27 protein-coding genes and 1 riboswitch are annotated in these 23,565 nt (G+C 63.4%); of the genes, 12 read left to right on the top strand and 15 right to left on the bottom strand.

Translation table 11 applies throughout. From position 1 onward, the window contains the following. The first annotated feature begins 257 nt into the window (after nucleotides 1–257). Nucleotides 258–1,046, top strand: coding sequence for a lysophospholipid acyltransferase family protein (locus BLS48_RS28985; RefSeq protein ID WP_091585292.1), 789 nt, complete (start codon nucleotides 258–260; stop codon nucleotides 1,044–1,046). Between the two features lie 9 nt (nucleotides 1,047–1,055). Here BLS48_RS28985 and BLS48_RS28980 read toward each other — a convergent pair whose 3' ends face one another. From BLS48_RS28980 to BLS48_RS28970, 3 genes are all read right to left on the bottom strand, one after another. Beyond that, nucleotides 1,056–1,682 (bottom strand): LysE family translocator, encoded by a 627-nt coding sequence (locus BLS48_RS28980; RefSeq protein WP_091585290.1) that lies wholly within the window; start codon nucleotides 1,680–1,682, stop codon nucleotides 1,056–1,058. Between the two features lie 90 nt (nucleotides 1,683–1,772). Continuing rightward, the gene (locus BLS48_RS28975) at nucleotides 1,773–2,720 is read right to left on the bottom strand and encodes an aldo/keto reductase (protein ID WP_091585288.1); all 948 of its coding nucleotides are present in this window, start codon (nucleotides 2,718–2,720) and stop codon (nucleotides 1,773–1,775) included. Between the two features lie 115 nt (nucleotides 2,721–2,835). Then, nucleotides 2,836–3,357, bottom strand: a complete 522-nt coding sequence (locus BLS48_RS28970; RefSeq protein ID WP_091585286.1) for a gamma-glutamylcyclotransferase — start codon at nucleotides 3,355–3,357, stop codon at nucleotides 2,836–2,838. 152 nt (nucleotides 3,358–3,509) lie between these two features. On the opposite strand from BLS48_RS28970, the gene BLS48_RS28965 reads away from it, so the two are divergent. Both BLS48_RS28965 and BLS48_RS28960 read left to right on the top strand, forming a co-directional pair. After that, complete coding sequence (locus tag BLS48_RS28965) at nucleotides 3,510–4,508, top strand: DUF2125 domain-containing protein (protein ID WP_091585284.1); 999 nt, start codon at nucleotides 3,510–3,512, stop codon at nucleotides 4,506–4,508. Between the two features lie 7 nt (nucleotides 4,509–4,515). After that, a complete protein-coding gene (locus BLS48_RS28960; RefSeq protein WP_091585282.1) occupies nucleotides 4,516–5,445 on the top strand; it encodes a sugar kinase in 930 nt (309 codons plus the stop codon). Nucleotides 5,446–5,620: 175 nt separating this feature from the next. Here BLS48_RS28960 and BLS48_RS28955 read toward each other — a convergent pair whose 3' ends face one another. Continuing rightward, nucleotides 5,621–6,556 (bottom strand): prephenate/arogenate dehydrogenase family protein, encoded by a 936-nt coding sequence (locus tag BLS48_RS28955; protein WP_208604688.1) that lies wholly within the window; start codon nucleotides 6,554–6,556, stop codon nucleotides 5,621–5,623. 6 nt (nucleotides 6,557–6,562) lie between these two features. Further along, on the bottom strand, nucleotides 6,563–7,672 hold the full coding sequence (hisC, locus tag BLS48_RS28950) for a histidinol-phosphate transaminase (protein WP_091585278.1): 1,110 nt from the start codon (nucleotides 7,670–7,672) through the stop codon (nucleotides 6,563–6,565). 135 nt (nucleotides 7,673–7,807) lie between these two features. Next, nucleotides 7,808–7,885, top strand: a riboswitch (SAM riboswitch). Between the two features lie 120 nt (nucleotides 7,886–8,005). Between hisC and metX the strand changes: the two genes are divergently transcribed. The 3 genes from metX to BLS48_RS28935 all read left to right on the top strand — a co-directional run bounded on the left by metX (nucleotide 8,006) and on the right by BLS48_RS28935 (nucleotide 10,857). Continuing rightward, nucleotides 8,006–9,175, top strand: coding sequence for a homoserine O-acetyltransferase MetX (gene metX / locus BLS48_RS28945; RefSeq protein ID WP_091585276.1), 1,170 nt, complete (start codon nucleotides 8,006–8,008; stop codon nucleotides 9,173–9,175). Beyond that, complete coding sequence (metW, locus tag BLS48_RS28940) at nucleotides 9,172–9,786, top strand: methionine biosynthesis protein MetW (RefSeq protein ID WP_091585274.1); 615 nt, start codon at nucleotides 9,172–9,174, stop codon at nucleotides 9,784–9,786. Before metX ends, metW begins: the two co-directional genes overlap by 4 nt. An 81-nt stretch (nucleotides 9,787–9,867) precedes the next feature. After that, on the top strand, nucleotides 9,868–10,857 hold the full coding sequence (locus BLS48_RS28935) for a glycosyltransferase family 2 protein (RefSeq protein ID WP_091585272.1): 990 nt from the start codon (nucleotides 9,868–9,870) through the stop codon (nucleotides 10,855–10,857). A gap of 29 nt (nucleotides 10,858–10,886) precedes the next feature. Here the strand turns inward: BLS48_RS28935 and BLS48_RS28930 are convergent, their stop codons facing one another. Continuing rightward, nucleotides 10,887–11,207, bottom strand: coding sequence for a DUF1330 domain-containing protein (locus BLS48_RS28930; protein ID WP_091585270.1), 321 nt, complete (start codon nucleotides 11,205–11,207; stop codon nucleotides 10,887–10,889). Between the two features lie 375 nt (nucleotides 11,208–11,582). Between BLS48_RS28930 and BLS48_RS28925 the strand changes: the two genes are divergently transcribed. Further along, a complete protein-coding gene (locus tag BLS48_RS28925) occupies nucleotides 11,583–12,497 on the top strand; it encodes a glycosyltransferase family 2 protein (protein WP_091585268.1) in 915 nt (304 codons plus the stop codon). Nucleotides 12,498–12,586: 89 nt separating this feature from the next. Here BLS48_RS28925 and BLS48_RS28920 read toward each other — a convergent pair whose 3' ends face one another. From BLS48_RS28920 to BLS48_RS28910, 3 genes are all read right to left on the bottom strand, one after another. Further along, a complete protein-coding gene (locus tag BLS48_RS28920; RefSeq protein ID WP_091585266.1) occupies nucleotides 12,587–13,390 on the bottom strand; it encodes a DUF1194 domain-containing protein in 804 nt (267 codons plus the stop codon). An 85-nt stretch (nucleotides 13,391–13,475) separates the two neighbouring features. Then, complete coding sequence (locus BLS48_RS28915) at nucleotides 13,476–15,299, bottom strand: ABC transporter ATP-binding protein/permease (protein WP_091585264.1); 1,824 nt, start codon at nucleotides 15,297–15,299, stop codon at nucleotides 13,476–13,478. 119 nt (nucleotides 15,300–15,418) lie between these two features. Next, nucleotides 15,419–16,216, bottom strand: a complete 798-nt coding sequence (locus BLS48_RS28910; RefSeq protein ID WP_091585262.1) for a class I SAM-dependent methyltransferase — start codon at nucleotides 16,214–16,216, stop codon at nucleotides 15,419–15,421. 180 nt (nucleotides 16,217–16,396) lie between these two features. Between BLS48_RS28910 and gloB the strand changes: the two genes are divergently transcribed. Together gloB and BLS48_RS28900 are read left to right on the top strand one after the other, a co-directional pair. After that, the gene (gloB, locus tag BLS48_RS28905; RefSeq protein WP_091585260.1) at nucleotides 16,397–17,164 is read left to right on the top strand and encodes a hydroxyacylglutathione hydrolase; all 768 of its coding nucleotides are present in this window, start codon (nucleotides 16,397–16,399) and stop codon (nucleotides 17,162–17,164) included. Between the two features lie 22 nt (nucleotides 17,165–17,186). Beyond that, a complete protein-coding gene (locus BLS48_RS28900) occupies nucleotides 17,187–17,627 on the top strand; it encodes a cupin domain-containing protein (protein ID WP_091585258.1) in 441 nt (146 codons plus the stop codon). Here BLS48_RS28900 and BLS48_RS28895 read toward each other — a convergent pair. From BLS48_RS28895 to BLS48_RS28885, 3 genes are read right to left on the bottom strand one after another with little or no spacing between them, the layout of a single operon-like run. Further along, nucleotides 17,602–18,276 (bottom strand): lysoplasmalogenase family protein, encoded by a 675-nt coding sequence (locus BLS48_RS28895; protein WP_091585256.1) that lies wholly within the window; start codon nucleotides 18,274–18,276, stop codon nucleotides 17,602–17,604. The two genes, BLS48_RS28900 and BLS48_RS28895, sit on opposite strands and share 26 nt — an antisense overlap. Beyond that, nucleotides 18,273–19,208, bottom strand: a complete 936-nt coding sequence (gene yddG / locus BLS48_RS28890; protein ID WP_091585254.1) for an aromatic amino acid exporter YddG — start codon at nucleotides 19,206–19,208, stop codon at nucleotides 18,273–18,275. The genes BLS48_RS28895 and yddG overlap by 4 nt, the downstream gene beginning before the upstream one ends. A 46-nt stretch (nucleotides 19,209–19,254) precedes the next feature. Further along, complete coding sequence (locus BLS48_RS28885; RefSeq protein WP_091585251.1) at nucleotides 19,255–20,043, bottom strand: DUF3108 domain-containing protein; 789 nt, start codon at nucleotides 20,041–20,043, stop codon at nucleotides 19,255–19,257. A 257-nt stretch (nucleotides 20,044–20,300) separates the two neighbouring features. On the opposite strand from BLS48_RS28885, the gene rpmB reads away from it, so the two are divergent. From rpmB to BLS48_RS28870, 3 genes are all read left to right on the top strand, one after another. After that, a complete protein-coding gene (gene rpmB, locus BLS48_RS28880) occupies nucleotides 20,301–20,597 on the top strand; it encodes a 50S ribosomal protein L28 (RefSeq protein ID WP_091585249.1) in 297 nt (98 codons plus the stop codon). A 160-nt stretch (nucleotides 20,598–20,757) separates the two neighbouring features. Beyond that, on the top strand, nucleotides 20,758–21,438 hold the full coding sequence (locus BLS48_RS28875) for a queuosine precursor transporter (protein ID WP_091585247.1): 681 nt from the start codon (nucleotides 20,758–20,760) through the stop codon (nucleotides 21,436–21,438). A gap of 28 nt (nucleotides 21,439–21,466) precedes the next feature. Beyond that, nucleotides 21,467–22,147 (top strand): polyamine aminopropyltransferase, encoded by a 681-nt coding sequence (locus BLS48_RS28870; RefSeq protein WP_091585245.1) that lies wholly within the window; start codon nucleotides 21,467–21,469, stop codon nucleotides 22,145–22,147. A 41-nt stretch (nucleotides 22,148–22,188) separates the two neighbouring features. On the opposite strand, the gene BLS48_RS28865 is transcribed toward BLS48_RS28870, so the two are convergent. The 3 genes from BLS48_RS28865 to BLS48_RS28855 all read right to left on the bottom strand — a co-directional run. Further along, a complete protein-coding gene (locus BLS48_RS28865) occupies nucleotides 22,189–22,674 on the bottom strand; it encodes an SRPBCC family protein (RefSeq protein ID WP_091585243.1) in 486 nt (161 codons plus the stop codon). Beyond that, on the bottom strand, nucleotides 22,671–23,039 hold the full coding sequence (locus BLS48_RS28860; RefSeq protein ID WP_091585241.1) for an ArsR/SmtB family transcription factor: 369 nt from the start codon (nucleotides 23,037–23,039) through the stop codon (nucleotides 22,671–22,673). The genes BLS48_RS28865 and BLS48_RS28860 overlap by 4 nt, the downstream gene beginning before the upstream one ends. A gap of 193 nt (nucleotides 23,040–23,232) precedes the next feature. Beyond that, nucleotides 23,233–23,565: ISAs1 family transposase (locus BLS48_RS28855; RefSeq protein ID WP_143019536.1), on the bottom strand; the 333-nt coding region annotated here is incomplete at its 5' end.

Below are 23,565 nucleotides of genomic sequence, written 5' to 3'. Positions count from 1 at the left end.
CCCCAGTATCGATCGGCTGACGCACGCAAGCGGAATGCCGAACGGCTTGCGGCGAATGGATCGTCGCCGTTCTACAGTCAGGGTGCACGCCGGCCAGGGGCGGCTGCCGGTGAAACTGCGCGCTTCCTCGATTTCGCGGCGCCACGCCTCAGGGAACGTCTGGCGCAAGCAAGCCTGTAGAATGAGCCGTATCGCCCTGTTTCCTTTTTGCCCGCGCTTGGTGTAACCAACGCACACCTCCTCACCGGACCTCCCCCATGCTCTATGTCAGATCGCTGGCGTTCAATTTCGTCTTCTACGTCAATCTGATCGTCCAGATGATCCTCTGGACCCCCTACTATTTCCTGTCGCCCCGTCACCGCGCCTGGTTCGTGCCGAAATTCTGGTCGCGCACCTCGATGTGGCTTTATGAGAAGATCGCCGGAACGAAGAACGACATCACCGGCCAGGAAAACCTGCCTGAAGGCTCCTTCATCCTGGCGCCCAAGCACCAGTCATTCTGGGACGCGATTGCCTTCTTCCCCTTCCTCCAGGATCCGCTCTACATCCTCAAGCGGGAACTGACCTGGATCCCGTTCTTCGGCTGGTACATCATGAAAATGCGCATGATCCCGGTCGACCGCGGCAGCCGCTCCAAGGCGCTGAAGGCGGTCGTTGCCGCGACCAAGGAAGAGATGGCGCGCAATCCGCGCCAGCTGATCATCTATCCCGAGGGAACGCGCCGCGCGCCAGGCGACGAGCCGGCCTACAAATACGGCATCGTCGAAATCTATGCGCAGCTTGGCGTTCCGGTGGTGCCGGTCGCCCATGTCGCCGGCCTCTACTGGCCGCGCCGCAAATTCCTGCGCTATCCCGGCACCATCAAGGCGCGTTTCCTGCCGGCGATCCCGCCTGGCCTGAGCAAGGATGAATTCATGGCGCGGCTGATCGGTGAGACCGAGGCTGCCTGCGACCAGTTCCTCATCGAGGCATCCCGCGCCCCAAACCCGCCTGCCCTGCCGCCGACGGCGGTGAAACGGCTGCAGGAGCTCGGCGCCAAGGCCTGAAGACAACGCTCAGCCGAACATGGCCAGCGCGGTGGTCAACACCAGCGTTGCCGCAAAGATCAAATTGATGATCCGCGCGGCCACAGGCTGGCGCAGGAAGCGCGCGAACACTGCTCCCGCGACAAGCCACAAGACATGGATAGCGACGATCATCAGCGCCAGAACGGCCAGCTTCAGCCATGGACCAAGCTCAACGGCACCCTGTTTCGAAGAAGCGCCGGCGAACACGGCGGCGATCGCCACATAGGCCTTCGGGTTGGCGACCGCCAGCAGGAAGCCGCCCGGGAACGTCGGGCGCACGGCCTGGCCGGCATGCGTCGTCAAGGGCGGAGCGGTGGCGATCCTGAACGCCAGGTAGAGGATGTAGGCGGCAGACGCGACAGCCAGCAGCGGCGCGAGCAGCGGCATCGAGGCAAGCATCGCCGCCACCCCGGTCGCCACCACCAACAGCACGGCGATCGTGCCCAGGATGATCCCGCAGGCATAGCGCAGCGAGCGGCGCAGGCCAAAGGCGGCACCGACGGCGGTGACGCTTATCGTTGCCGGCCCGGGGCTGCCCATGACGACGGTGGCGGCAAGCACCAGCGCGAACAGCTGGCGCCAAAGATCGGGTTGCGAAAGAAGCGGTTCGGCCATCTCACCCTCTGCCTTGCCCCGTGCGAAGGACGGTATGGCAAAGACAGGAGGGTCGTCTTGGACGTTCGTGCGTGTCGCTCGCCGAAAGCCTCAGCCGCTGGCTTTGTCGAGCTCGGCCATGTCGTTGGCGGTCAACTTCAGCGACACCGCCTTGATCAGGCTGTCCATCTGGCTCGGCTTCGTGGCGCTGGCGATCGGCGCGGTGACGCCTGGCCGCGCGATCACCCAGGCAAGCGCCACTTCCGCCGGCTTGGCCGAATGCCTGGCCGATACCGCGTCCAGTGCGGCGAGGATGCGCATGCCGCGTGCATTCAGATAGCTGCCGACGTCGTCGCCCCGCTCGCTTTGGCCGAGGTCGGCCTCGCTGCGGTATTTGCCGCTGAGGAAACCCTTGGCCAGGCTGAAATAGGTGATGACGCCGATATCCTCGGCCACGCACAGATCACGCAACGGCCCATCGAAGGAAGAGCGATCGTAGAGATTGTATTCCGGCTGCAGCACCTCGTAGCGCGGCAGGCCGCGCAGGCTCGCCACGTCGAGCGCCGCGCGCAACTGCCCGGCATCGAGGTTCGAACAGCCGGCATAGCGGATCTTGCCCTTGGCGAGCAGCTTCTCGTAGGCGCCAAGGGTTTCCTCATAGGGGGTAGCCGGATCCGGCCAGTGCGACAAATAGAGGTCGATGACGTCGGTCTGCAGCCGCTTCAGCGACGCGTCGACCGCCTTTTCGATATAGGCGGCGGACAGGTCCTTGTGGCCTTGCCCCATGTCCGAACCGACCTTGGTGACCACGACGACCTTGTCGCGGTTGCCGCGATCCTTCATCCACTTGCCGATGATCGTTTCCGATTCGCCGCCCTTGTTGCCGGGAACCCAGCGCGAATAGGCGTCGGCCGTATCGACGGCGTTGAGGCCGGCGCCGACAAAGCGGTCGAGCAGGTCGAAAGACGTTTTCTCGTCGGCGGTCCAGCCGAAGACGTTGCCGCCCAGAACCAGCGGCGCGATGGAAAGGTCGGTACGACCGAGACGGCGTTTCTGCAAGACGGATCTCCGTGATGATTGGATTGGGCGGATGCGCCCCCGGGTTCGGGACCTAACCTAGGTCTTGCCTGATCGAGGTCAAAGGCCTAGCCGCCTTTTCCGCAGAGCCAGCGCTTCACAAAGGCGCGACCCGCCTGGCGACATCCTCGAGCCAGTGGTCGCGAATGCCCAGTGCCTCGAGGTGCTCGAGCGTGCTGAGCACATAGTCCTCGTTGTTGCCGGATTGGCCGACCGCGCCGCGCACCACGGCCGCCGCATGCGCCGCATCCAGCGCACCGGCATACTGCTCGTGCCCGCGGTCGACGATGTAGGCCACCGCCTCGACCATGCCGCCACCGTTGAGGCGAATCTTGAGCATGCGTTCGAGATAGACGTTGGTGACCAGCTCGCGCTCGCGCAAATAGGCGATCACCTCGTCGCGCAATTCGCCGGGAACACGGAACGCCAGGCCGACGCAGGAGCCGCCATGATCGAGACCGAGCACCAGCCCCGGCCGTTCAGGCGTGCCGCGATGCACGAAGGAGTAGACGCAAAGCGAGCGCCGGTAGCCGTGCAGGCGGGCGCGCTGTGTCTCGACATGCGCAAAACCCGGCCGCCAGATCAGCGAACCGTAGCCAAACACCCAAAAATCGCCCATATCGCCGCGCCTGATTGCAAAAGAATGGCAACACCGCACCGAGACCGGTGTTTTTTCCGCCCGTCTCTGTCTACCTATTCGTCTCCGTCCACCCATTGTTGTCGGAATCGACAGTCCGTCCACAACACCCATGCGATAACGAGAGCCAAAGCATGACGTCAAGTGACGAGCGCCAGCCGAGTAACCGTCGCCGCCTGTGGTGGCTTGCGGCGTTCATCGTCATACTGTTCGCCATCTACAGCGGCGGCTGGTTCTATCTGGCGGACCGGGTCAGAAGCGAGGCCGACAAGGCAGTTGCCACGCTCAACAAGAGTGGCGTAGCGGCCGGCTGCGCCAATCTCCAGGTCAGCGGCTATCCCCTGAGCTTTGCCATCTCCTGCGACAACCTCGCTTATGAGGACGATGCCAGGAACATCGCCGCCTCGGCCGGCAGTTTCAATGCCGTCGCCCAGATCACCCAACCCTTGTCGCCGGTTGCCGATCTGCGTGGTCCGCTCAGAACCTCGGTCCCGGGCATGGTGCCGCTGTGGATCGATTGGGACAATCTGCAAGCCAACGTCAAACTGTCATGGCCGCTGCCGCGACGGGTCTCGCTGCAGGCCGAGGGCCTGTCAGGCCAGACCGACCCTGCCGACGACACCGACCCGGTGCAATTGTTCAGCGCCGGCAAGGCGGCCGGCCAGTTGCAGCCGAACGGCGGGGATATCGACTATCTCGGCAGCTTTGGCGATCTCGAGATCAACCCCGACGCAATCGGCGGGCGCGTCTTGCCGCCCCTCGATGCCAGCGGCGACGCCACGCTGAAGAATGGCGTTGCGCTGATCGGCACGCACGTGCGGAGCCTGCGCGGCCAGAAGATCGAGGTCCGCAACCTCGACCTGTCATCGGGGACGGCGCGCGTCACGGTTTCCGGGCCACTGTCGGTCGATGCCGACGGCCTGATCGATGCCGATCTGATGATCAGGCTGAAGGATCCGAAGGCCGTGGCGGCAATCCTCGGCACCGCCATCCCCGAGCAGAAAAGCCAGATCGAACAGGGCTTTGGCGCCTTGGCGCTGCTCGGCAACGAACCGTCCATGCCGCTGAAGGTGGTCAAGGGCAAGGCCTCGCTCGGCTTCATCCCGCTGGGCAAGATCAAGCCGGTTGAATAACCCTTCCATGGCAAGAAAAGTGAAGCTGCTGAGTGTTGGCGCGCTGACGCTGGACACCATCCTGCGTGTCGAGACACTGCCGGCGCATCAGGGAAAGTTCATCGCCTCCGACGGCGTCCAGATCGCCTCGGGCATGGCGACGAGCGCTGCCTGCGCCGCGCATCGCCTTGGCGCCGACGTGTCGCTGTGGGCGAGCGCCGGCGATGATCCGGTCGGCAACCATCTGATTGCAGCGATCGAGGCCGAGGGCGTCGATTGCGGTTTTGTCCGCCGTGTCGGCGGCGCCCGCTCCGCGCTGGCCTCGATCCTTGTCGACGCGCAGGGCGAGCGCATCATCGTGCCGTTCTATGACAGCCAGGCCCAGGCCGATCCCGAGGCCTTGCCGGCGGCCGACCTCTCCGCATTCGATGCCGTGCTGGTCGACGTGCGCTGGCGGGGTGCGGCAGCGCTTGCGCTGAAGGCGGCGCGCGCTATCGGCCGGCCGGCGATCCTCGATGCCGATACCGCGCCGCTGGAGGTGCTGGAGCAGCTCTTGCCGCTGGCGTCCCACATCGTGGCTTCGGAGCCGGCGGCACGCATCCTGTGCCATCAGGATCTCGACCCGTGCCAGGCCTGCGAGGCACTTGCCCGGCGCACCGACGCCTTTGTCGCGGTCACCGGCGGCGCGGCGGGAACCTGGTGGTTCGATCGCGCGGCGGGATCATCCCGTCATGTAGCGGCGCCGAAAGTCAAGGCGGTCGACACGCTGGCCGCCGGCGATGTCTTCCACGGTGCCTTTGCCGTCGGGCTGGCGGAAGCCATGCCGGTCGAGCAGGCCTTGCGTTTTGCCAGTGCCGCTGCCGCGCTCAAATGCCTGCGCTTCGGCGGCAGGCTCGGCGCCCCGGACAGGGCCGAGACGCTGGCCATGGTTGCAGCGACTTGGCCTGCGCTACCATAGCGTCATAAGGTCTGTTGAGATTCAGGTCAGGCCGAGTCGGAGTCGAAGACGGGCGCGAAGCGACCAAACAAGGTGGTTTCCGAGAACCGGAGCGGAGCGTACTTTCCGTATGTGAGCACCGGAAGCGCAGGAAGGCGCCGTTTGCAGGCCGGCCTCACCTGAATCTCAATAGACCCTAGCTCTTGGCCGGGTGCTCGATCGCTTGGCGCCCGAAGTCGGGTACGTCGATGTCCTGGCCGGCCTCGATGATCGAGCGGCGCACGGCCCGGGTGCGGGTGAACAGATCGAAGAGTTTTTCGCCGTCGCCCCAGCGGATCGCCCGCTGCAGCGACGCCAGATCCTCCGAGAACCGCGCCAGCATTTCGAGGATGGCGTCCTTGTTGTGCAGGCAGACGTCGCGCCACATGGTCGGGTCGGAGGCAGCGAGACGGGTGAAGTCGCGGAAACCGGAAGCCGAATATTTGATGACCTCGGACTTGGTCACCGACTGCAAATCATCGGCGGTGCCGACGATGTTGTAGGCGATGATGTGCGGCAGGTGCGAGACGATGGCCAACGTCATGTCGTGATGCTGGGGGTCCATCGTGTCGATGTTGGCGCCGCAGTGGCGCCAGAATTCTGAAAGCCTCTCCAGCGCATCCGGATCGGTGTCCGGCAGCGGCGTGAAGATGCACCAGCGATTGTCGAACAGGTCGGCGAAACCGGCATCCGGCCCGGACTTCTCGGTGCCCGCCAGCGGATGGCCGGGAATGAAATGCACGCCGGCCGGCACATGCGGCTGCATCTGCGCGATGACCGATGCCTTGGTCGAGCCGACATCGGTGAGGATCGCACCCGGCTTCAGCGCCGGCGCGATTTCCTCGGCCACCGCGCCGGATGAGCCGACCGGCACCGAGACGATGATCAGATCGGCGTCGCGGACCGCTACTTTCGCGTCGGTGGTGTAGGAATCGCCTAGCCCAAGCTCTTGCGCCCGCGCCAGCGTAGCGGCACTGCGGGTCGAGATGGCGACGTGACCGGCCAGCCCCTCGCGGCGGATGACGCGGGCCAGCGACGAGCCGATCAGGCCGATGCCGACCAGCGCGATCTTCTCAAACATCGGTGATGCCATGATGCTCTAGCTTTTCAGGAATGTCGTGAGTGCGGCGACAACGCCGCGATTGGCCTCTTCGGTGCCGATGGTCATGCGCAGCGCGTTGGGAAAGCCATAGCCGGAAACGCGCCGCAAGATATAGCCGCGCGCGGTCAGATAGTCGTCCGCCGCCGCGGCGGAGTGTTTCTGGTCATCGGGAAAATGGATGAGGACGAAATTGCCGACGCTGGGCGTCACCCGCAACCCAAGCCCCGTCATCTGTTCGCTGACCCAGGCCAGCCAAGTCTCGTTGTGCGCGACGCTGCGCTCGACATGGGCTCGGTCGCGGATCGCCGCGATGCCGGCCTCGATCGCCGTTGCATTGACGTTGAAGGGACCACGCACACGGTTGATGGCGTCGACGATGTGCATCGGCGCGTACATCCAGCCGATCCGCGCCCCGCCAAGACCTATCTTGGAGAAGGTGCGGGTCATCACGACGTTCTCGGCGCTGCCGACCAGTTCGATGCCGGCCTCGTAATCGTTGCGGCGGACATATTCGGCGTAAGCCGCGTCGAGCACCAGCAGCACATGCCTGGGCAGGCCGGCATGCAGGCGGCGCACCTCCTGGAACGGCACATAGGTGCCGGTCGGATTGTTGGGATTGGCGAGGAACACGATTTTCGTGCGCGGCGTGACGGCGGCCAGGATCGCATCGATGTCGGCGCGCTCGTTGGTCTCCTTGACCGCTACCGGGACGGCACCTGCCGACTGGATATAGATCTTGTAGACCATGAAGGCGTGTTCGGTGAAGATCGCCTCGTCACCGGGCGCCAGATAGGTCTGCGCCAGCAGGCCCAGGATCTCGTCGGAACCGTTGGAACAGATGATGTTCTGTGGGTTGAGGCCATGCACCTCGGCGATCGTTTCGCGCAGCCGCCTGGCGGTGCCGTCGGGATAGATGTCGAGCTTTCCCGCAATCTCCCGCGCGGCTTCGATCGCCTTCGGCGAGGGCCCAAGCGGATTCTCGTTCGACGACAGCTTGTAGACCTTGGCGACGCCGGCCGGCGCCGTGCTCTTGCCCGGCACATAGGCGTCGATGTCCATGATGCCCGCGCGCGGGGTTGGACGTGCCTGATCCGGTGTCTGCTTCATTTCGAGATATCCATCGAGAAAAGCTCCCGGCGGGAGCCGCAGCGGAAATACAAGCCATGGCCGGCAATGTCGAGAGGTGGCGGTGGTGCCAGTGGCCGGCATTGACGGCAAGGCGGGCGAGTTCTAGAAGGGCAGCGACAGTTCCGTGGTGATTTGGCCGGTCGGCTTGCAGCCACGTTAAACAATTCGCTAAAGGGCCGTTTGCGTGACGTAACCGGCTTTGCGAAGGCATTGCCGGTTTTTTATTGTCCGCGACCGGGCGGATGAGCGCATCGGCCCGAAAATCGGCAGCGATTTTTCGAAAAGCACGGTGCGGAATGGTAGAGAGATGTGATGGCCGCTCTGCGCGCTGGAAAGACCAACAACGAGGCCGACCAACCGTCGAGCCCGGTGTTGCGTTTTGGACCTGACAAGCCGCTCAAGCTCGACGCCGGCACGCTGCTGTCGCCGTTCCAGATCGCCTACCAGACCTATGGCACGCTCAATGACGCCCGTTCCAATGCCATCCTCGTCTGCCACGCGCTGACCGGCGACCAGCACGTCGCCAACACCAATCCGGTAACCGGCAAGCCGGGCTGGTGGGAAGTGCTGGTCGGCCCGGGCAAGATCATCGACACCAACCGCTTCTTCGTCATCTGCTCGAACGTTATCGGCGGTTGCCTGGGCTCCACCGGCCCGGCCTCGACCAATCCCGCCACCGGCAAGCCCTATGGGCTCGACCTGCCGATCATCACCATCCGCGACATGGTGCGCGCGCAGCAGATGCTGATTGACCATTTCGGCATCGAAAAGCTGTTTTGCGTGCTCGGCGGCTCAATGGGCGGCATGCAGGTGCTGCAATGGGCGTCGAGCTATCCGGAGCGCGTCTTCTCGGCACTGCCGATCGCCACCGGCGCCCGCCATTCCTCGCAGAACATCGCCTTCCATGAGGTTGGCCGGCAAGCCGTGATGGCCGACCCGGACTGGCATGGCGGCAAATATTTCGACTACGACAAGCGCCCGGAAAAGGGGCTGGCGGTGGCGCGCATGGCCGCCCATATCACCTATCTGTCGGAAGCCGCCCTGCACCGGAAATTCGGCCGCAATCTGCAGGATCGCGAAGCGCTCACCTTCGGCTTCGATGCCGACTTCCAGATCGAAAGCTATCTGCGCCACCAGGGCATGACTTTCGTCGACCGCTTCGACGCCAATTCCTATCTCTACATGACGCGATCGATGGACTATTTCGACCTCGCCGCCGACCATGGCGGCCGATTGGCCGATGCTTTTGCCGGCACGAAAACCCGCTTCTGCCTGGTGTCCTTCACCTCGGACTGGCTGTTTCCGACGGAGGAGAGCCGCTCGATCGTGCACGCGCTCAACGCCGCCGGCGCATCGGTGTCCTTCGTCGAGATCGAGACCGACCGTGGCCACGACGCCTTCCTGCTCGACGAGCCGGAGTTGTTTGCCGCCATCAACGGCTTCATCGGGTCTGCGGCACGGGCGAGAGGGCTCGCATCATGAGCGTCAACCGCGACCAGCGTGTCGACCTCGAGGTTGTCGCCAACCTCATCCCGCCACAGTCTCGCGTGCTCGACGTCGGTTCGGGCGACGGCTCGCTGCTCGAACTGTTGCAGGACACCAAGCAGGTCGATGGCCGTGGGCTCGAACTGTCGCAGCGTGGCGTCAACGAATGCGTGGCGCGCGGCCTCTCGGTCATCCAGGGCGATGCGGACAAGGATCTCGAATTCTATCCCGACAAGGGCTTTGACTTCGTCGTCCTGTCGCAGACGCTGCAGGCCACCCGCAACCCAAAGCTGGTGCTCGACGAACTGCTCAGGATCGGCAACCGGGCGATCGTGTCCTTCCCCAATTTCGGCCACTGGCGGGTGCGTCTGTCGCTGCTCCTCAACGGCCGCATGCCGGTGACCAAGGACCTGCCCTACTCCTGGTACGATACGCCGAACATCCATTTCTGCACCATCCGCGACTTCGTCAATCTGTGCGACGAGCTTGGCGCGACGGTGGAAAAGGCAACCGCGCTCGACGCCAACGGCCAGAAGATCGGGCTGTCGATGCCGTGGTGGTTCTGGAATTTCTTCGGCCAGCAGGCGGTGTTTTTGCTGAGACGGTAGTGTTCATCGTATGGACTTCTTTGCTCTCTTGCGTTTGAAGGGCCGTACAATTCCGGGCGCGACAAACGGATTCAATTGAACATGGCTAAAAGTTTGCCGAGCTATTCACTTGTTCTGGAAATGGAGAACGCTAGGTCGGTCGACCTGGACGAAGTCAGCATTGGGCTGACTGCCTTGTTGCGCGAAATCAGCGCTGTGTCTTCGCTCGGTTTTGCCAAGCCACGGGTCGTTATTTCTCACGGCGGAGACGATGCGGATACTCTCTTGCTGAGAAGCAATATCGCAGCCGAAGCATCGCAGTTGGAACAAGTCACCGACCTGATCTTCTCCGCTTCCCCAGGTGGACGGTATTACGACCTCAAGAACAACGGCATCCCAGCAACCGACGGCGATATCGTCATTTTCACAGACTCGGATACCGTCGTGGAACCTGGTTGGCTCTCAGCCATGCTCGATCCATTTCAAGATCCGGCTACGGTGGCCGTAAATGGGTACACCTACCTTTATTACGACGATTTCATGTCGAGAACATTCGCGCTGATCTGGTTTTTCCCAATGGCGCAAATGGATACTCGTTTTGCTTCAAAACGGGCGATAAACGCCAACAACGTAGCCTTTCGCCGCAGCTGGATCACCAATCATCCCTTTCCCGAAAACAATGGTTTCAAGGTTTCCTGCACCTTGCTTATGCGTGAGCTTGATCGCGACGGCCACAAACTCGTCAGCGCCAATGCACGCGTCTATCACTACCCGCCGCGCGGCTGGCAATTCTTCCGCTGGCGCGCATTGGTAACTGGCCGCGACGCCGACCGGAAATTTAGAGTGTTGAAATCCTCCCATCGCGGCCGGCGGATCGCAAAGTCGCTCTCCCATTGGCTCACCATGACATGGCGTACAACACGACGTGTGATAGGGCATGCCCGCCAGACAGGGATGCCGGTCTGGCAAATCCCATTGTCTCTGCTTGTCGGCCTGGCATTCTACAGTCTGGCATTTTGGGGCCAGTTCGGCTTGGCCTTGGGGTTCATCGGCGACGAAGTTGAAGTCCTGCCCGACTTTGCGGGCGGATGAGCGCACACAGCAACCAGTTGTCGCTCTCTCTACTCCAGGACATCCGTGGCCTTGTGCGGATGTGCAACGCCGGTAACGAAGATCACGTCGGATTCCGAATTCTCGGTTCGCAGCCCCAGGATCGCCTGGTAGGCGGGCGACTTGTACCATGCGCGCACATGGTGTCTGTCCGGGAATTCGATGACGATCAGATGTCCCGGCCAACTGTTTTCGACGACCTCGAACTCGCCGCCATGGACGACGAAGCGACCGCCGAAGGGCTCCAGCGTGGCATCGATCTTCTCGAGATATTCGACGATCCACGGTCCTGGCGTGACGTGGCGCATATGGGCAACGGCGTAGGCGGTCATGACTGTACTCCCTCTGCATCGAGGCCGATCAGCCCAACCTCGCAAGGGGCAATGTGCCGAAACACCGACCCCAAGGCGATTACGCCCGAGGTAATGGAATGCATACGGTCTGGCAGTGGTGGACCGACCTCCCCGCCGGTGATTCGCCCCTTTTTTCCGGAGGGCTGTTGCAATTGGAACGCTAGGGGCAGGAATTCGTCATTTCACGCGGGGTTGGGCACCGGCGCGGCGAGTGACACGGGCGGCCGTTTTATATAGCGTCGCGTCGAACGATTCAGGTGTGGCGGAGGGGGAAGTCCGATCCATTCGACCATTGTGAAAATCGAAAAGCCCTGGATTGACGCGCATCCTTGCGCGGGAAACAGCTGACGCGACATGGTCGGGATCACCGAACCCCTCATCACGGTCATAACGCCAACGCACAACCGGCGCGAAACAGTGCTGCGCGCGATGGAAAGCGTGCTTTCCCAGAGCATGCCGAGACTTGAGCATATTGTCGTCGACGATGGCTCGACCGATGGAACCGAGGCCGCGCTCGCCCGCATTCGCGACCCGCGGCTGATCTATGTTGGCGCGAAATGGCGAGGCGCCAACGCTGCCAGGAATGCCGGCATCGAGCGGGCGCGGGCGCCTGTAGTGACATTCCTCGATTCCGACGATGTCTACCTGCCGCACCGGCTCGAACGAACCCTGACCTGGTTTGACGACAATCCGGTGCTTCAGGTGCTGATCAGCTCGTTTGTCTCCCTGAAGAGCAATCGCGCCACCAACTGCGTCAACCGCGATGTGTTCCTGAGCCCGACGATGCTGGAACGGGCGCTGGTCGCGCAGACGATCTTCATTGCCGGTTCAGCGATAACGGCCCGCCGCGAGGCCTTGCTGGGCATTGGCGGTTACGACAGCGACATCACCCGGATGCAGGACCGGGAATTGCTGCTGCGTCTTGCCCGGCGCTTCGGCGCGCAATTGTCCGAGGACATGGACTGGACGAAATACAATTCGGAGAATTCGATTTCTGGCCGCCGCGACGGCTATGTCGAAGCCTATGCGAACCTGATGGGCAAACACCCGCACATTGCCCGCTCCTACCCGCACATTCCACCCTACATGATCTCGCGGCAGATCATTGCCGATATCCTCAGAGGCCGGATACCGGAGGCACTTGCTGGTTACATGGCCAACCGCTCGTCGACAGCACTCGGCTACTCGCTGCCGGAACTGATGCACGGCTATGTCCGTGGCCGGCGCTGGCGCCGTGATCTTAAAAAGCTTGGTGCCCGTCCGGCCTGACAGATGTCCCCGAGAGCATGCCTCGGGCCTGATCCGGGGTGGGCAGCGGCTTTGGGACAGCAGCATGCCCAAGCAGGTCGTGTGCAAACTCATCGGTCGAGTTCGGGGAAAAACGGATCGGAATAGAACCGTCTGTCCCGTTCGCCTTGCAGGCAGTCGATGGGACCGGCGGCATCGACGGGAACGACACTGCCCCTCTCCTGAACGCCGCTGACCTCGAGGATCAATTTGCGCCGGATGGCCGTCGAAAACTCGGCGGCCGCATGGATCGGCAGCACAAAGGAACCTGGCCCTCCGGTCACGCACTGGGCATAATATTGATCGAGATGGCTGAAGGTGGGCGACGGGCTGATCAGGATCGGCAGGCCGTTGACGACGATGCCTTTGGCGATGGCGGCATCGCGTGTCGTGGTGACCGGCGGCCCGATATTGTTCGGGCCATCGCCGGAAATATCGATGACGCTGCGTTCGCCCTGGAAGGCGGTGCGATCGAAAAGCTCGGCGCCGAAGGCAAGCGCACCGGAAATCGAGGTGCCGCGAAAGCTGCGGAACGGGCGAGCCGCGACCTTGTCGGCAAAGCTGTTGGCGCTTTCGGCGCTGTCGATGATTTGCCAGCCGATGACCGCGTCATCGCGCACCGTGCCGGCCCATTCGAAATAGGCGAGAGCGATACGGCCCGTGTTGCCGGCGCGGACCGCCTTGATGAAATCGGGATGCCGCAGCGCCTCGACATAGCCGGCCCGCTGCAGGGCGAATTCCCTTTCGTCCATCGACAGCGAGATATCAACAGCCAGCACCAGCTCGACGTCCACGGCCAGCGCATCGGGCGGCGAGGCAACAGGGGCGACCTGGGCGCAGGCAAGACAGGCAAGCAGGCGGAGAGCATCAAGCATGGCCAGCGCCGAGGTTGTTTCTGCGGGGAAGCTTCCCTCGCGATCACGGCGAAATAAAGCTCTGCCCCGTGGCCCGGACGTTGGCCTACTTCTTGCGACGCGCTACGACCGGCGGCGGTTCGATCGCGCCCGCCCTGATACGGGCAGGTTTCAGGGCCGGCGCAGCGGAATCCTTCATGATGGTCAATGCGCGTGGAAAGAACCGAATGTTGTGCTGGCCGCGTCCTATGTTGAGGATCGCGGCTCCGGGCAAGCGCTTCTCCAGCATCGACAGCACCCGCCGCAGCGAGGGTCCGTCGAACGCGTCCATGGCTTCGTCGATGATCACCCATTTCGGCTGTAGCAAGGCGAGCCTGGCGAAGGCCAGCGAGCGCTGTTCGTCATCGCCCAGTTCATGCTCCCAGCGCGCGGAGCGGTCGAGCGAGGATGCCAGGCGCTCGAGCCCGACCTCGGCAAGCACCTCCGAAATCAGGGCGTCACTCGCGGGCGCGGGTCCGGTCGAGTGATCGAGGATCTCGCGCAGCGTACCGGCCGGGAAATATGGGACGCGCGGCACGAATATGAGGGTTTCTCCCGCCGGCAGGCCGATCTGTCCGCGTCCCCATGGCCACAGTCCGGCGATGGCGCGGAAGAACAGCGTCTTGCCGGCGCCCGGGTCGCCGGTGATCATGACGCGCTCGCCGGCGCGGATTTCGACATGCTGGTCGGCGAGCCTGGTGCACCCCTCCGGCGAGGCCACTTGGAGTCTCTCGAAGGTCAGACTGCCGCCAGGGTTCTCAACGAACTCGATACGTTTTTCCGTGTCGTGCAGCACATCGGTTTCACCGAGCGCGATGCGGAAATCGGCAACGCGCATCAGTGTGGCGCGCCAATCGGCGATGCTGCCGATATTGTTGATGAACCAGCGCAACGAGGAGTGGACCTGATTGAAGGCGCCGACCGCCATCATCAACCCGCCAAAACTGATGTCACCTGAAAAATAGACCGGCGAGGCGACCAGGATCGGTGCCACGACGGTGATCCAGCCATAGGTATCGGTGACCCAGGACAGGTTGATCTGGGCGGTGTAGATGCGCCGCATGGCGCCGAGCACCGTGCCCAGGTCGAGTTCGAGCCGTCGCCTGGCGTCGGCCTCGCCATGGTAAAGCGCAATGGCATCGACATTCTCGTTGACGCGCACCATCGAGGAGCGCAGCTCCGCTTCCCAGGTGTAGCGGTCGCTGTTGAGGCGGATCAGTGTCCGGCCGACCAGCCAGCTCAGCCACGAGGCGGTGCCGGCATAGAGGATGGCGGCCCAGACCATGTAGCCGGGGATCGCCAGGGAGGTCCCGCCAATGTGGAACACGAAGCCCGAAGACAGTTCCCACAACACGCCGACGAAGGAAACCAGCAGGATGAAGGACTGCAGCAGACCGACGCCGAGATCCGTCGACAGGTCGGACAGATGCGCGGCATCCTGCTGCATGCGCTGGTCGGGATTGACGCCGATGGCGCCGGCATTGGCCAGCCGGAAGGCGCGCGCCGGCCGCGTCCACTGGTCGATCAGGTCGAGCGTCAGCGCCTCGCGTAGCTTCAGCCTGATCATCTGGTTGAGCCAGGTCTGGCCGATATTGAGCACCAGAAGTCCACCGGCTATGGCCGCGAAGACGAGAAGCTGGTGCAGGAAGGCCGCCATGTCGCGGCGTGCAAGCGCATCGTAGAAAGGCTGGTTCCAGCGGTTGAGCAGAACCTGGCCGATCGACGTCGCGATGATGACGGCCACGATGCCAACCGACGTCCAGAGCAACCACTTGCGAACCGGCGATCCTATCAGCGCCTGCTTGATCGTCGACACCTGATCACGCAGGCTGCTGGCTTCGACCGTCGCAACCGGCCGGGCGAAAGCGTCGTAGTCCGGTTGATCAGCCATAGCCAAGGTCCTTGCGTTCAGAAGCGGTGCTGAAACCGGATGGAGCGACTTAACGGCATTGGTCTTTTAACGGGCCGCGCATGACAGATAGGTCGGGAAAAGCCGCGCGTCGCAAGTTTTCACCATGATCGCGAAGGTGTCACCTGGCGAACCGACGAGATTGCCCCGCCGGCCTCGGCCCGGCGGCCGAGCCGCGTGGCGCCGTGCGGCGACAGCACCGGCACGAAGACGCGTCGAGACGTCCGCTGAGCGACCGGCACGCCCTGATAGAGCCGTTTCTGCGCCTCGACGACGATGACGCCGGAAAAGATCGGCCACAGCCGCCGGCCGGCGCGTTCCAGCACATTGTGAAAGCGCATCATGAAGCGCCGCCGCGATGGCGGGAAGAACAAGGCATCGGACCAGGCCGCGGGCGTGAAATTCGCCTCGCGCAGCAATTCGGTGAGCTGTCCGCGCGAAAAAGGCCGGCCATTGCCGAACGGCGTGTGCTCGAAGCGCGCCCAGACACCGCGCCGGTTGGGCACGACGATGACGACGCGCCCCGCCGGTGACAGCACGCGCCAGATCTCGTTCAGCGTTTCGCGCGGGTTTTCGACATGCTCGAGTGAGTGGACGAGCAGCATGCGATCGATGCTCGAATCGACCAGCGGCAGTTCCTCGTCGAAGACCAGGGCCGTCGCGGTCGGCCCCGTCGCCGGCCAGACCACGGCGCCCTGCGTCGCCGGCATGAAGGCAAAGACCCGCTCGGCGTCAGTGCCGAAGCGCTCCAGCCAGGGCAAGGTGTAGCCGAGGCCAACCAGCCGCTCATTGGGCACGACAGCCCATATCGATGACAGCGCCATGGTGATCGAGCGCTCGGCGAAGCGGCCGAGCGTTGTCGAATAGAAGGAGCGGAGATCGACGATGTCGGAATGCATGCGAGGGATGTAGCCGTGATATCACCGGGTTTCAACAAAAGGCCTTGATGAGCCCGACTTTCCGGGATGTCATTCGACATGCCGGGATGACGTTCGTCACCCTGGGATGACGTTCGTCACCCTGGGATGACATGTGCGTGCCGGGGCCCTATGTGTGCGGCGACAACGGAGAGACGAGAAATGCCGGTCGAAATCGAACAATTCATGTGCCGCAGCGACAATTTCGGCGTGCTGGTGCATGACCCCAAAAGCGGCCAGACCGCGATCATCGACGCGCCCGAGGAGGCGCCGATCCTGGCCGCGATCAAGCGCACCGGCTGGACGCCGACGATGATCCTGACCACGCATCACCATGTCGATCACGTCGAGGCCAATCTGGCGCTGAAAGAACGCTTCAAGCTGCGCATCGTCGGACCGGAAGCGGAAAAGGCCAAGATTCCCGGCATCGACGAAACCGTTGAAGAGGGTTCCGTCGTTCATCTCGGCGATGAGCGGATCGAGGTGATCGCCACGCCCGGCCACACCGCCGGCCATGTCTCTTATTACTTGCCGGCATCGAATGTCGCGTTCACCGCCGACACCTTGTTTGCGCTGGGTTGCGGGCGGCTGTTCGAAGGCAAGCCGCCGGTGATGTATGAATCGTTGAAGAAGCTTGCCGCGCTTCCCGCCGCGACCGTCATCTATTGCGGTCATGAGTATACGCTCGCCAACGCCCGTTTCGCAGTGACCGTCGACCCGACCAATTCGGCGCTGAAGGAGCGGGTTGCCAGGATCGAGGCGCTGCGCGCCGACGGCAAGCCGACCCTGCCGACGACGATCGGCGAGGAGCTGTCGACCAATCCCTTCCTGCGCTGGCATGACCCTGCGATCCGCAAGCATCTGGGCATGGAAAAGGCGAGCGATGCCGAGGTGTTCGCCGAGATCCGCAAGCGCAAGGACAATTTCTGAGACCGATGGTATCGTCGAAACCATGACGAGCTCCGCGGAAATCATCGCCATCCTCGGTTTGAAGCCACATCCGGAAGGTGGCTGGTACGCGGAGACCTTTCGCGATCACGCCGGCGGCGCGCGCGGCCATTCGACGGCGATCTACTTCCTGCTGGAACAAGACCAGTTGTCAGCCTGGCACCGGGTCAAGGATGCCGCCGAAGTCTGGCATTTCCATGCCGGTGCCCCGCTGGCGCTGTCGATGTGGGAGGCAGGCAGCGCCATGATCGAGCAGGTGCTTGGCGTCGGGCTGGCAGCGGGCGAGCGGCCGCAGATCGTCGTGCCGGCGGGCTGGTGGCAATCGGCGCGCAGCCTCGGCGAGTGGACGCTGGTCGGCTGCACCGTCGCGCCGGGCTTTGATTTTGCCGCCTTCGAACTGGCCGAGCCAGGCTGGAGTCCTACCTCAGCAGAAAACCCAGGGTGATCCCCAACTGAGCGGCGTAGTATAGCGCCCAGACGGCAAAGCGCATCCAGACGCGATGCGGCGAGATGGCGGCCACCAGGAATTTCTCGGTGGCGAGCAGCCCATCGGATGCCATGAACAGCACGGCGCCGCCGATCAGCCACACATTGCTTGTCGTCAGGGCAGAAATGCCCATCGCCAGGATCGCCGCGACATAGACGGCGATCGGGACACGCAGGCTAGGACCGACGCGGCGCCAGAGCGCCGCCAGCATGACGATCGCAAACACGGCCATCGCCAGCGCGATCGCCCCGCGCCACGATTCGGCGCCAAGCAATCCCAACCCACCGTCGCTGCGAAGGAACAGCGCAACATAGACGATGTGCGCAACGAGAAAACTGGCCAGCCCGCCGAGAAAGGCCTTTTCGCCATCGCGCGACAGGAAGGCGTCGCCAACGGCGCTGAGCGCAAGAGCGGCGACCAGCAGAAGCGGGCCGCCCTGCAACGCCGCCAGCACGGCAAGCATCGCCACGGCGAGCGTCTTTGCCGCCGAGCGGGCAAGCGTCGGCGCCATGCCAAGCGTGAAGGCGTAGATCACCGCCGCCACCAGCGAGAAGATCAGCGTCGCATTGGCGTTGGCGTCGATGCCGCCGGCAAATGGCAGCGTCATGCCTCGGCTCCGCTTTCGGATGCCTCGGCTCCGCTTTCGGATGCCTCGGCTCCGCTTTCGGCTGCTGCCGGCTTGCGCAGGAACAGTGATTTTGCCGCAAGGGCCGCCCCACCGGTGATGAGCACGCAGGCGGCCAGGATGCGCAGCGACGGCTCGGCGACGCCGGCCGCGATCAGCACCAGCGTGGACAGTAGCGGCGCCGCGTAGCTTGCCGCCCCGAGCACCTGGATGTTGCCGCGCTTGACGCCGATGTCCCAGGCATAGAAAGCCGCTCCCACTGGCATCAGGCCAAGCCCGAGCACGGCCAGCCACTGGCCGACACCGTCAGGCAGCACGGTTTGTTCCAGCACTAGGTGGCAGACGAGCGAGAGCACCGCGGTGGCCGCGCAGAACCAGGTGACGATGCTGGTCGGCACAGATGGGAAGCGCCGCGACAAAAGCGAATAGGACGACCACAGCAATGCGCAGATGGCGGCCATTGCATAGCCGAAGGCATAGCGGGCGTCGAATGCGAGACCGCCGCCCTTGGTGACGATCAGCACGGTGCCGCCAAGGCCGAGAAGCGCGCCGACGACATGGTTCCAGGCCAGCCGTTCGCCCGGCATCAGCGCCGAACCAAGCACGATCAGCAGCGGCCACAGATAGGCAATCAGGCTCGCCTCCACCGCCGGCGCATTGCGCAGCGCGGTGAAGTAGAAGAAGTGATAGCCGAACAGGCCGGCAATGCCGATCAGCCAGACTTGCGGCGGTATCTTCTGGCTCTTGTCGGAGGCCGGCATGAACAGCCGCGCGACAAGCCCGACCCCGGTGCCGATCGAGAAGGTGATCGCCGACAGCAGGAACGGCGGCACCCTGCCGGATGCGTCCGTAAGCAGCGCCAGCAGCGCCCACATGGCGACCGCCGAAAAGCCGATCAGTGTTGCGCGCCCCATTCTGTCTCCAGTGGCGCGCCCCATTCTGGTCCAGTGGCGCGCGTGGCTATTGTATTGCTTCGAAACGCCCGGCGCTGATGGTCAAGGTACCGATCTGCGTTCCGACCGTGGCGTGGATCGGCGCATATACTCCGGTTTGGCCGAGCGGCGCAAACGTCACCATCATGCGGCTGCGGTTCTTCAGATAGTTCAGCGCCTTGCGGCCCTTGCGATAGCCCGCCACCGGCTCGAAGCCCATCCGGCAGGTGACGGTGTCGCCCTTGTAACCCGGCACCGAGATCGCCCCCTTTGAATCGTAGGTCAGCGTCAGATCGGCGCGCATCTCGCCATCATAGAACTTCACCTTGCGGCCGCAGACCTGGTCGAGACTGTCGGCATGGATGACGGTAGCCGCCATCGGATCGAGCACCGACGCCAGGTCGCTGGCGCCGAGCGGCACCCAGTTCTTGGGATCGCGCTTGCCCGGCGCCGGGATGACCTGCGTCGAGGCGACCGCGCCATTGGCAAAGCGGATATCGACCACCGATGCCTTCTTCCCGGAGGTGTAGTCGGCGCGGAACGCCTGCGGCACCATCTTCTTGCCCGAAATCGTGCCTTTTGACGAGACCGTGCCACGCGTATCGTCGAACAGCTTGGCCAGACCCGCGGCGCTGACGCTGCCTTCGATAGCGTAGGCGCCGTTCTCATAGTGGCTTGAGAACGTCGATCTCGCGATCGAGAGACCAAGGAACGACACCGTGTACTCGCCCTTGAAGGACTGGGGTGAGGCGGCGAAGACTGGCGAAGGCAGCGCGACAGCGATCGCGATGGCGAGGGCGTGTGACGAACGAAGCATGGCGGGATCGATCCTCGATTTTTCGACCGGAGGCGGGCAACTCCGGTCTGGCATGTCCCTATGAGACCGCTTATAGGGTGAAATCCGGCCTTAATATGAAATGCCGGGCGCTTCCGTGGCCAAGCCGGAGCTTGACGCACCGGCGAAATGCAACTATGGAACGCCAACTTTTTCCATAAGGCCGCCTGACCAGAACCGCGCGCCACCCGGCGTGGGCACAAAGGTTTGGCAAGCCCCGAGAACTGAAGGTTAGAACAATGTCCCGCACCTGCGAACTCACTGCCAAGGCAGTCATGTCCGGCAACAATGTGAGCCACGCCAACAACAAGACCAAGCGTCGCTTCCTGCCGAACCTCGTCAATGTGACGCTGATTTCGGAAGCGCTGAACCAGAATGTGCGCCTGCGCATTTCGGCCAACGCGCTGCGTTCGGTCGAACATCGCGGCGGTCTCGATGCTTTCCTGGCCAAGGCCGATGTCAAGGAATTGTCGCAGCGCGCGCGCCTGCTGAAGAAGCAGATCGCCAAGAAGCTGGCTGATCAGCCAGCTGCCTAATATCGTTTAAGGCGGGGGACGACCGCCCTGGCCAACCTCTTGTTGGCCTTAGGCATCGGATCGAAGCCCAAGGGTTTCGGCAATCCGGTGCTCAAATACGAAGCGAGCATCGCCCGGATGGGCATGATGCTCCGCTGGTTCCATTACCCAGGATAAAAAAATGAATTCCTTCTCGCGATACCTGCCATTCGTGGCCGCCATGGCGCTTGTCGTCGTGGCGTCGAACATTCTCGTGCAGTTCCCGATGCAGGGACAGATCGGCGGCCTTTCGCTGGCCGACCTGTTGACCTGGGGCGCCTTCACCTATCCCTTCTCCTTCCTGGTCACCGACCTAGCCAACCGCCGCTATGGGCCTGCCGTGGCGCGCCGCATCGTGTTTGTTGGTTTCATGACGGCGGTGGTCTGCTCGATCCTTGTCCCGCCCTTCCTGTTCCGCCACGGCCTGATCGAATTCGAAACCGCCGCCGACCGGCTGGTGCGCATCGCGGCGGCGTCCGGCGCGGCGTTCCTCAGCGCGCAATTGCTCGACGTGACCGTGTTCAACCGGCTGCGCCGGCAGAGCTGGTGGCGGGCGCCGATCGTCGGCACGCTGGTCGGTTCGGTGTTCGACACCGCCGTGTTCTTCACCGTCGCGTTCTCGGCCGCTTTCGCCTTCGCTGGCCCGAACGACAGTTTCGCGCTCGAAACCGCACCGCTGATGGGCGTCTTCCATGTCGACGCCATGCGTTGGGTTTCGTGGGCGCTTGGCGACCTCAGTGTGAAGCTGATCATCGCCGTGGTGGCGCTTATCCCCTACCGGCTGCTGGCCACCCGTTGGAGCCAGCCGGCGTTGGCCGCATAGTCATGATTCCGAAAAGGGGAATCAGGCAGTGATCCCCTGGGTCCAGCTGGACTCTGCGAAGACGCCCGACGGCGCGCAGGAACTTCGCCTCAAGCGGCGCGGTTCCGAATTCTCGATCATGCTGGGCACCAACGAACTGATGAACAGCCGCCTCAGCGGCTCCGAGGAAGCGCTGGCAAAACTCTCCTGCCAGAAGATTGCCAGCCATCGGCAACCGAGAATCCTCATCGGCGGGCTTGGCATGGGGTTCACGCTGCGCGCCGCACTCGCCGAGTTGGGCGGCGATGCCCAGATTGTAGTCGCCGCGTTGGTGCCAGCCGTCGTCGCCTGGGCACGCGGCCCGATGGCCGAGGTGTTTGGCGGTTGCCTCGACGATCCGCGCGTCACCATCGAGGAAGCCGATGTTGGGCAGCTGATACGGTCGCAGGCATCAGGCTATGACGCCATCCTGCTCGATGTCGACAACGGCCCGGAAGGCATCGTCCACAAATCCAACGATGCGCTTTACAGCCTGCAGGGCCTAGCAGCCGCACGCTCCGCCCTCAAGCCAGGCGGCGTGCTGGCCGTGTGGTCTCAAGGGTCGGACAGTGGCTTCACCCGGCGGCTGAAGCAGGCGGGCTTCACGGTCGAGGAAGTCAACACGCGCGCCAACGGCAAGCGCGGCGCGCGTCATGTCATCTGGATAGCCACCAACGGCTCACGACCCTGACCGGAAGCCGGGCGCGAACCGGCCGCGGGCGGTGTTTGTGTTTACTTCGACTTCTGAAGTTCGGCGGCGAGGGCTTCCAACAGCCCGCGCGTCCCCTCTTCCCGCCCCTTCGCCGAATCGGCACCATCGAAAAAGGCACCCTGTTCGGTGTAGGTCAGCCGCGTGCCATTGCCCGAAGGCGTCAGCTCGACGGTGGTGAGCGATGCCGACATCGGCTGCGGCCCAACTGCCATCCGGTAGGAAAACACGATGCGCCGGTCGGGAACGATGTCCTGGAACTGCGCGTCGAGCCTGATCTCCGGGCCGCCGGCATAGCTGAAGCGCGACACCTCGCCACCACCGACACGGAAATCGAAGCTGAATTCGGCGATGGCAAAGCCATCGCCTTCGACCCGCCAGCGCCGCACCGTCGTCTTGTCGGCGAAGGCATGGAAGACGCGTTCGGGGGATTGCGGATAGGTCCGCTCGATGGTGAATGTGGAGTGGATGACGGAAGGCTCGTCTTTCACGGGGGCGATCTGGTTCATGTCTGTTCGTCCTTTTCCTGATCTTGAACTTTCGGGGGCGATTGATCTGCCTCGGCCAGAATCTGGCCGAGGCGGTCGAGGTGCCGCTCCGCCGGTATGCGGCGTTCCGTGATCCAGTCGGCGAGCGGAGCGAGCCCGCCTGGCTCGATCCGGCAGGTGCGCACCCGCCCGGTCTTTTCGCTGCGGATTAGCCCGCAGGCCTCCAGCGTCTGCAAATGCTGCAGCACGGCGGCGAACGTCATGCCGAACGGCTCCGCCAGCTGGCTGACGGTGGCCGGTCCGCGACTCAACCTTTCCAGGATCTGCCGGCGTGTCGGCTCGACAAGAGCGCGAAGGATACTGTCGATCTCGGAATAGTTAAGCATAGACTTGAGTATTGCGTCGGCAGCGGCAATTGTCAAGTCCAGACTAAAGTGTTTTGGCTGCGTAACCGAGTGATGAACGGTCGACCCCCACTCCGTCGAGCTGCGCTCGACACCTCTCCCCCGATCGACGGGGTAGAGGAAGGGCGCGAGCTTATGCCGGGAGGCACCCTTCCTCTCCCTCCGGAGGGCAGGGCTATCGCATATGAGCGATAGCCTGGATGAGATAGTCATCATTCCAAGCGCATTTCTTGATGCGGTGGCTAATGGGGACTTTGTCGGTGTCGGCGGCCTGAAGGATATTTCTGGCGAGGCGGTTTAGGAGCGCGGTGTTTGCGGGGGCGTTGTCCTTGCGGGCACGGCTGAGGTCCTCGCGCAGATGAACGTCGAGCATCCAGTGCAGTCCGTTCTCGATCTGCCAATGGGCCCTGGTGAAGTCGATCGCCTGCTGCGGCGACAGCAGCGTTGAGGCCATGAACAGGCGCGTCAGCGGCTTGGCCTGATCGCGCTGGCTGGTGATGCGAATGAA

Source organism: Mesorhizobium qingshengii, from assembly GCF_900103325.1.
In the GTDB taxonomy this organism is placed as follows: domain Bacteria; phylum Pseudomonadota; class Alphaproteobacteria; order Rhizobiales; family Rhizobiaceae; genus Mesorhizobium; species Mesorhizobium qingshengii.
Note: the sequence above shows the minus strand (reverse complement) of the source record. Positions and strands in the feature narration are given on the sequence as shown.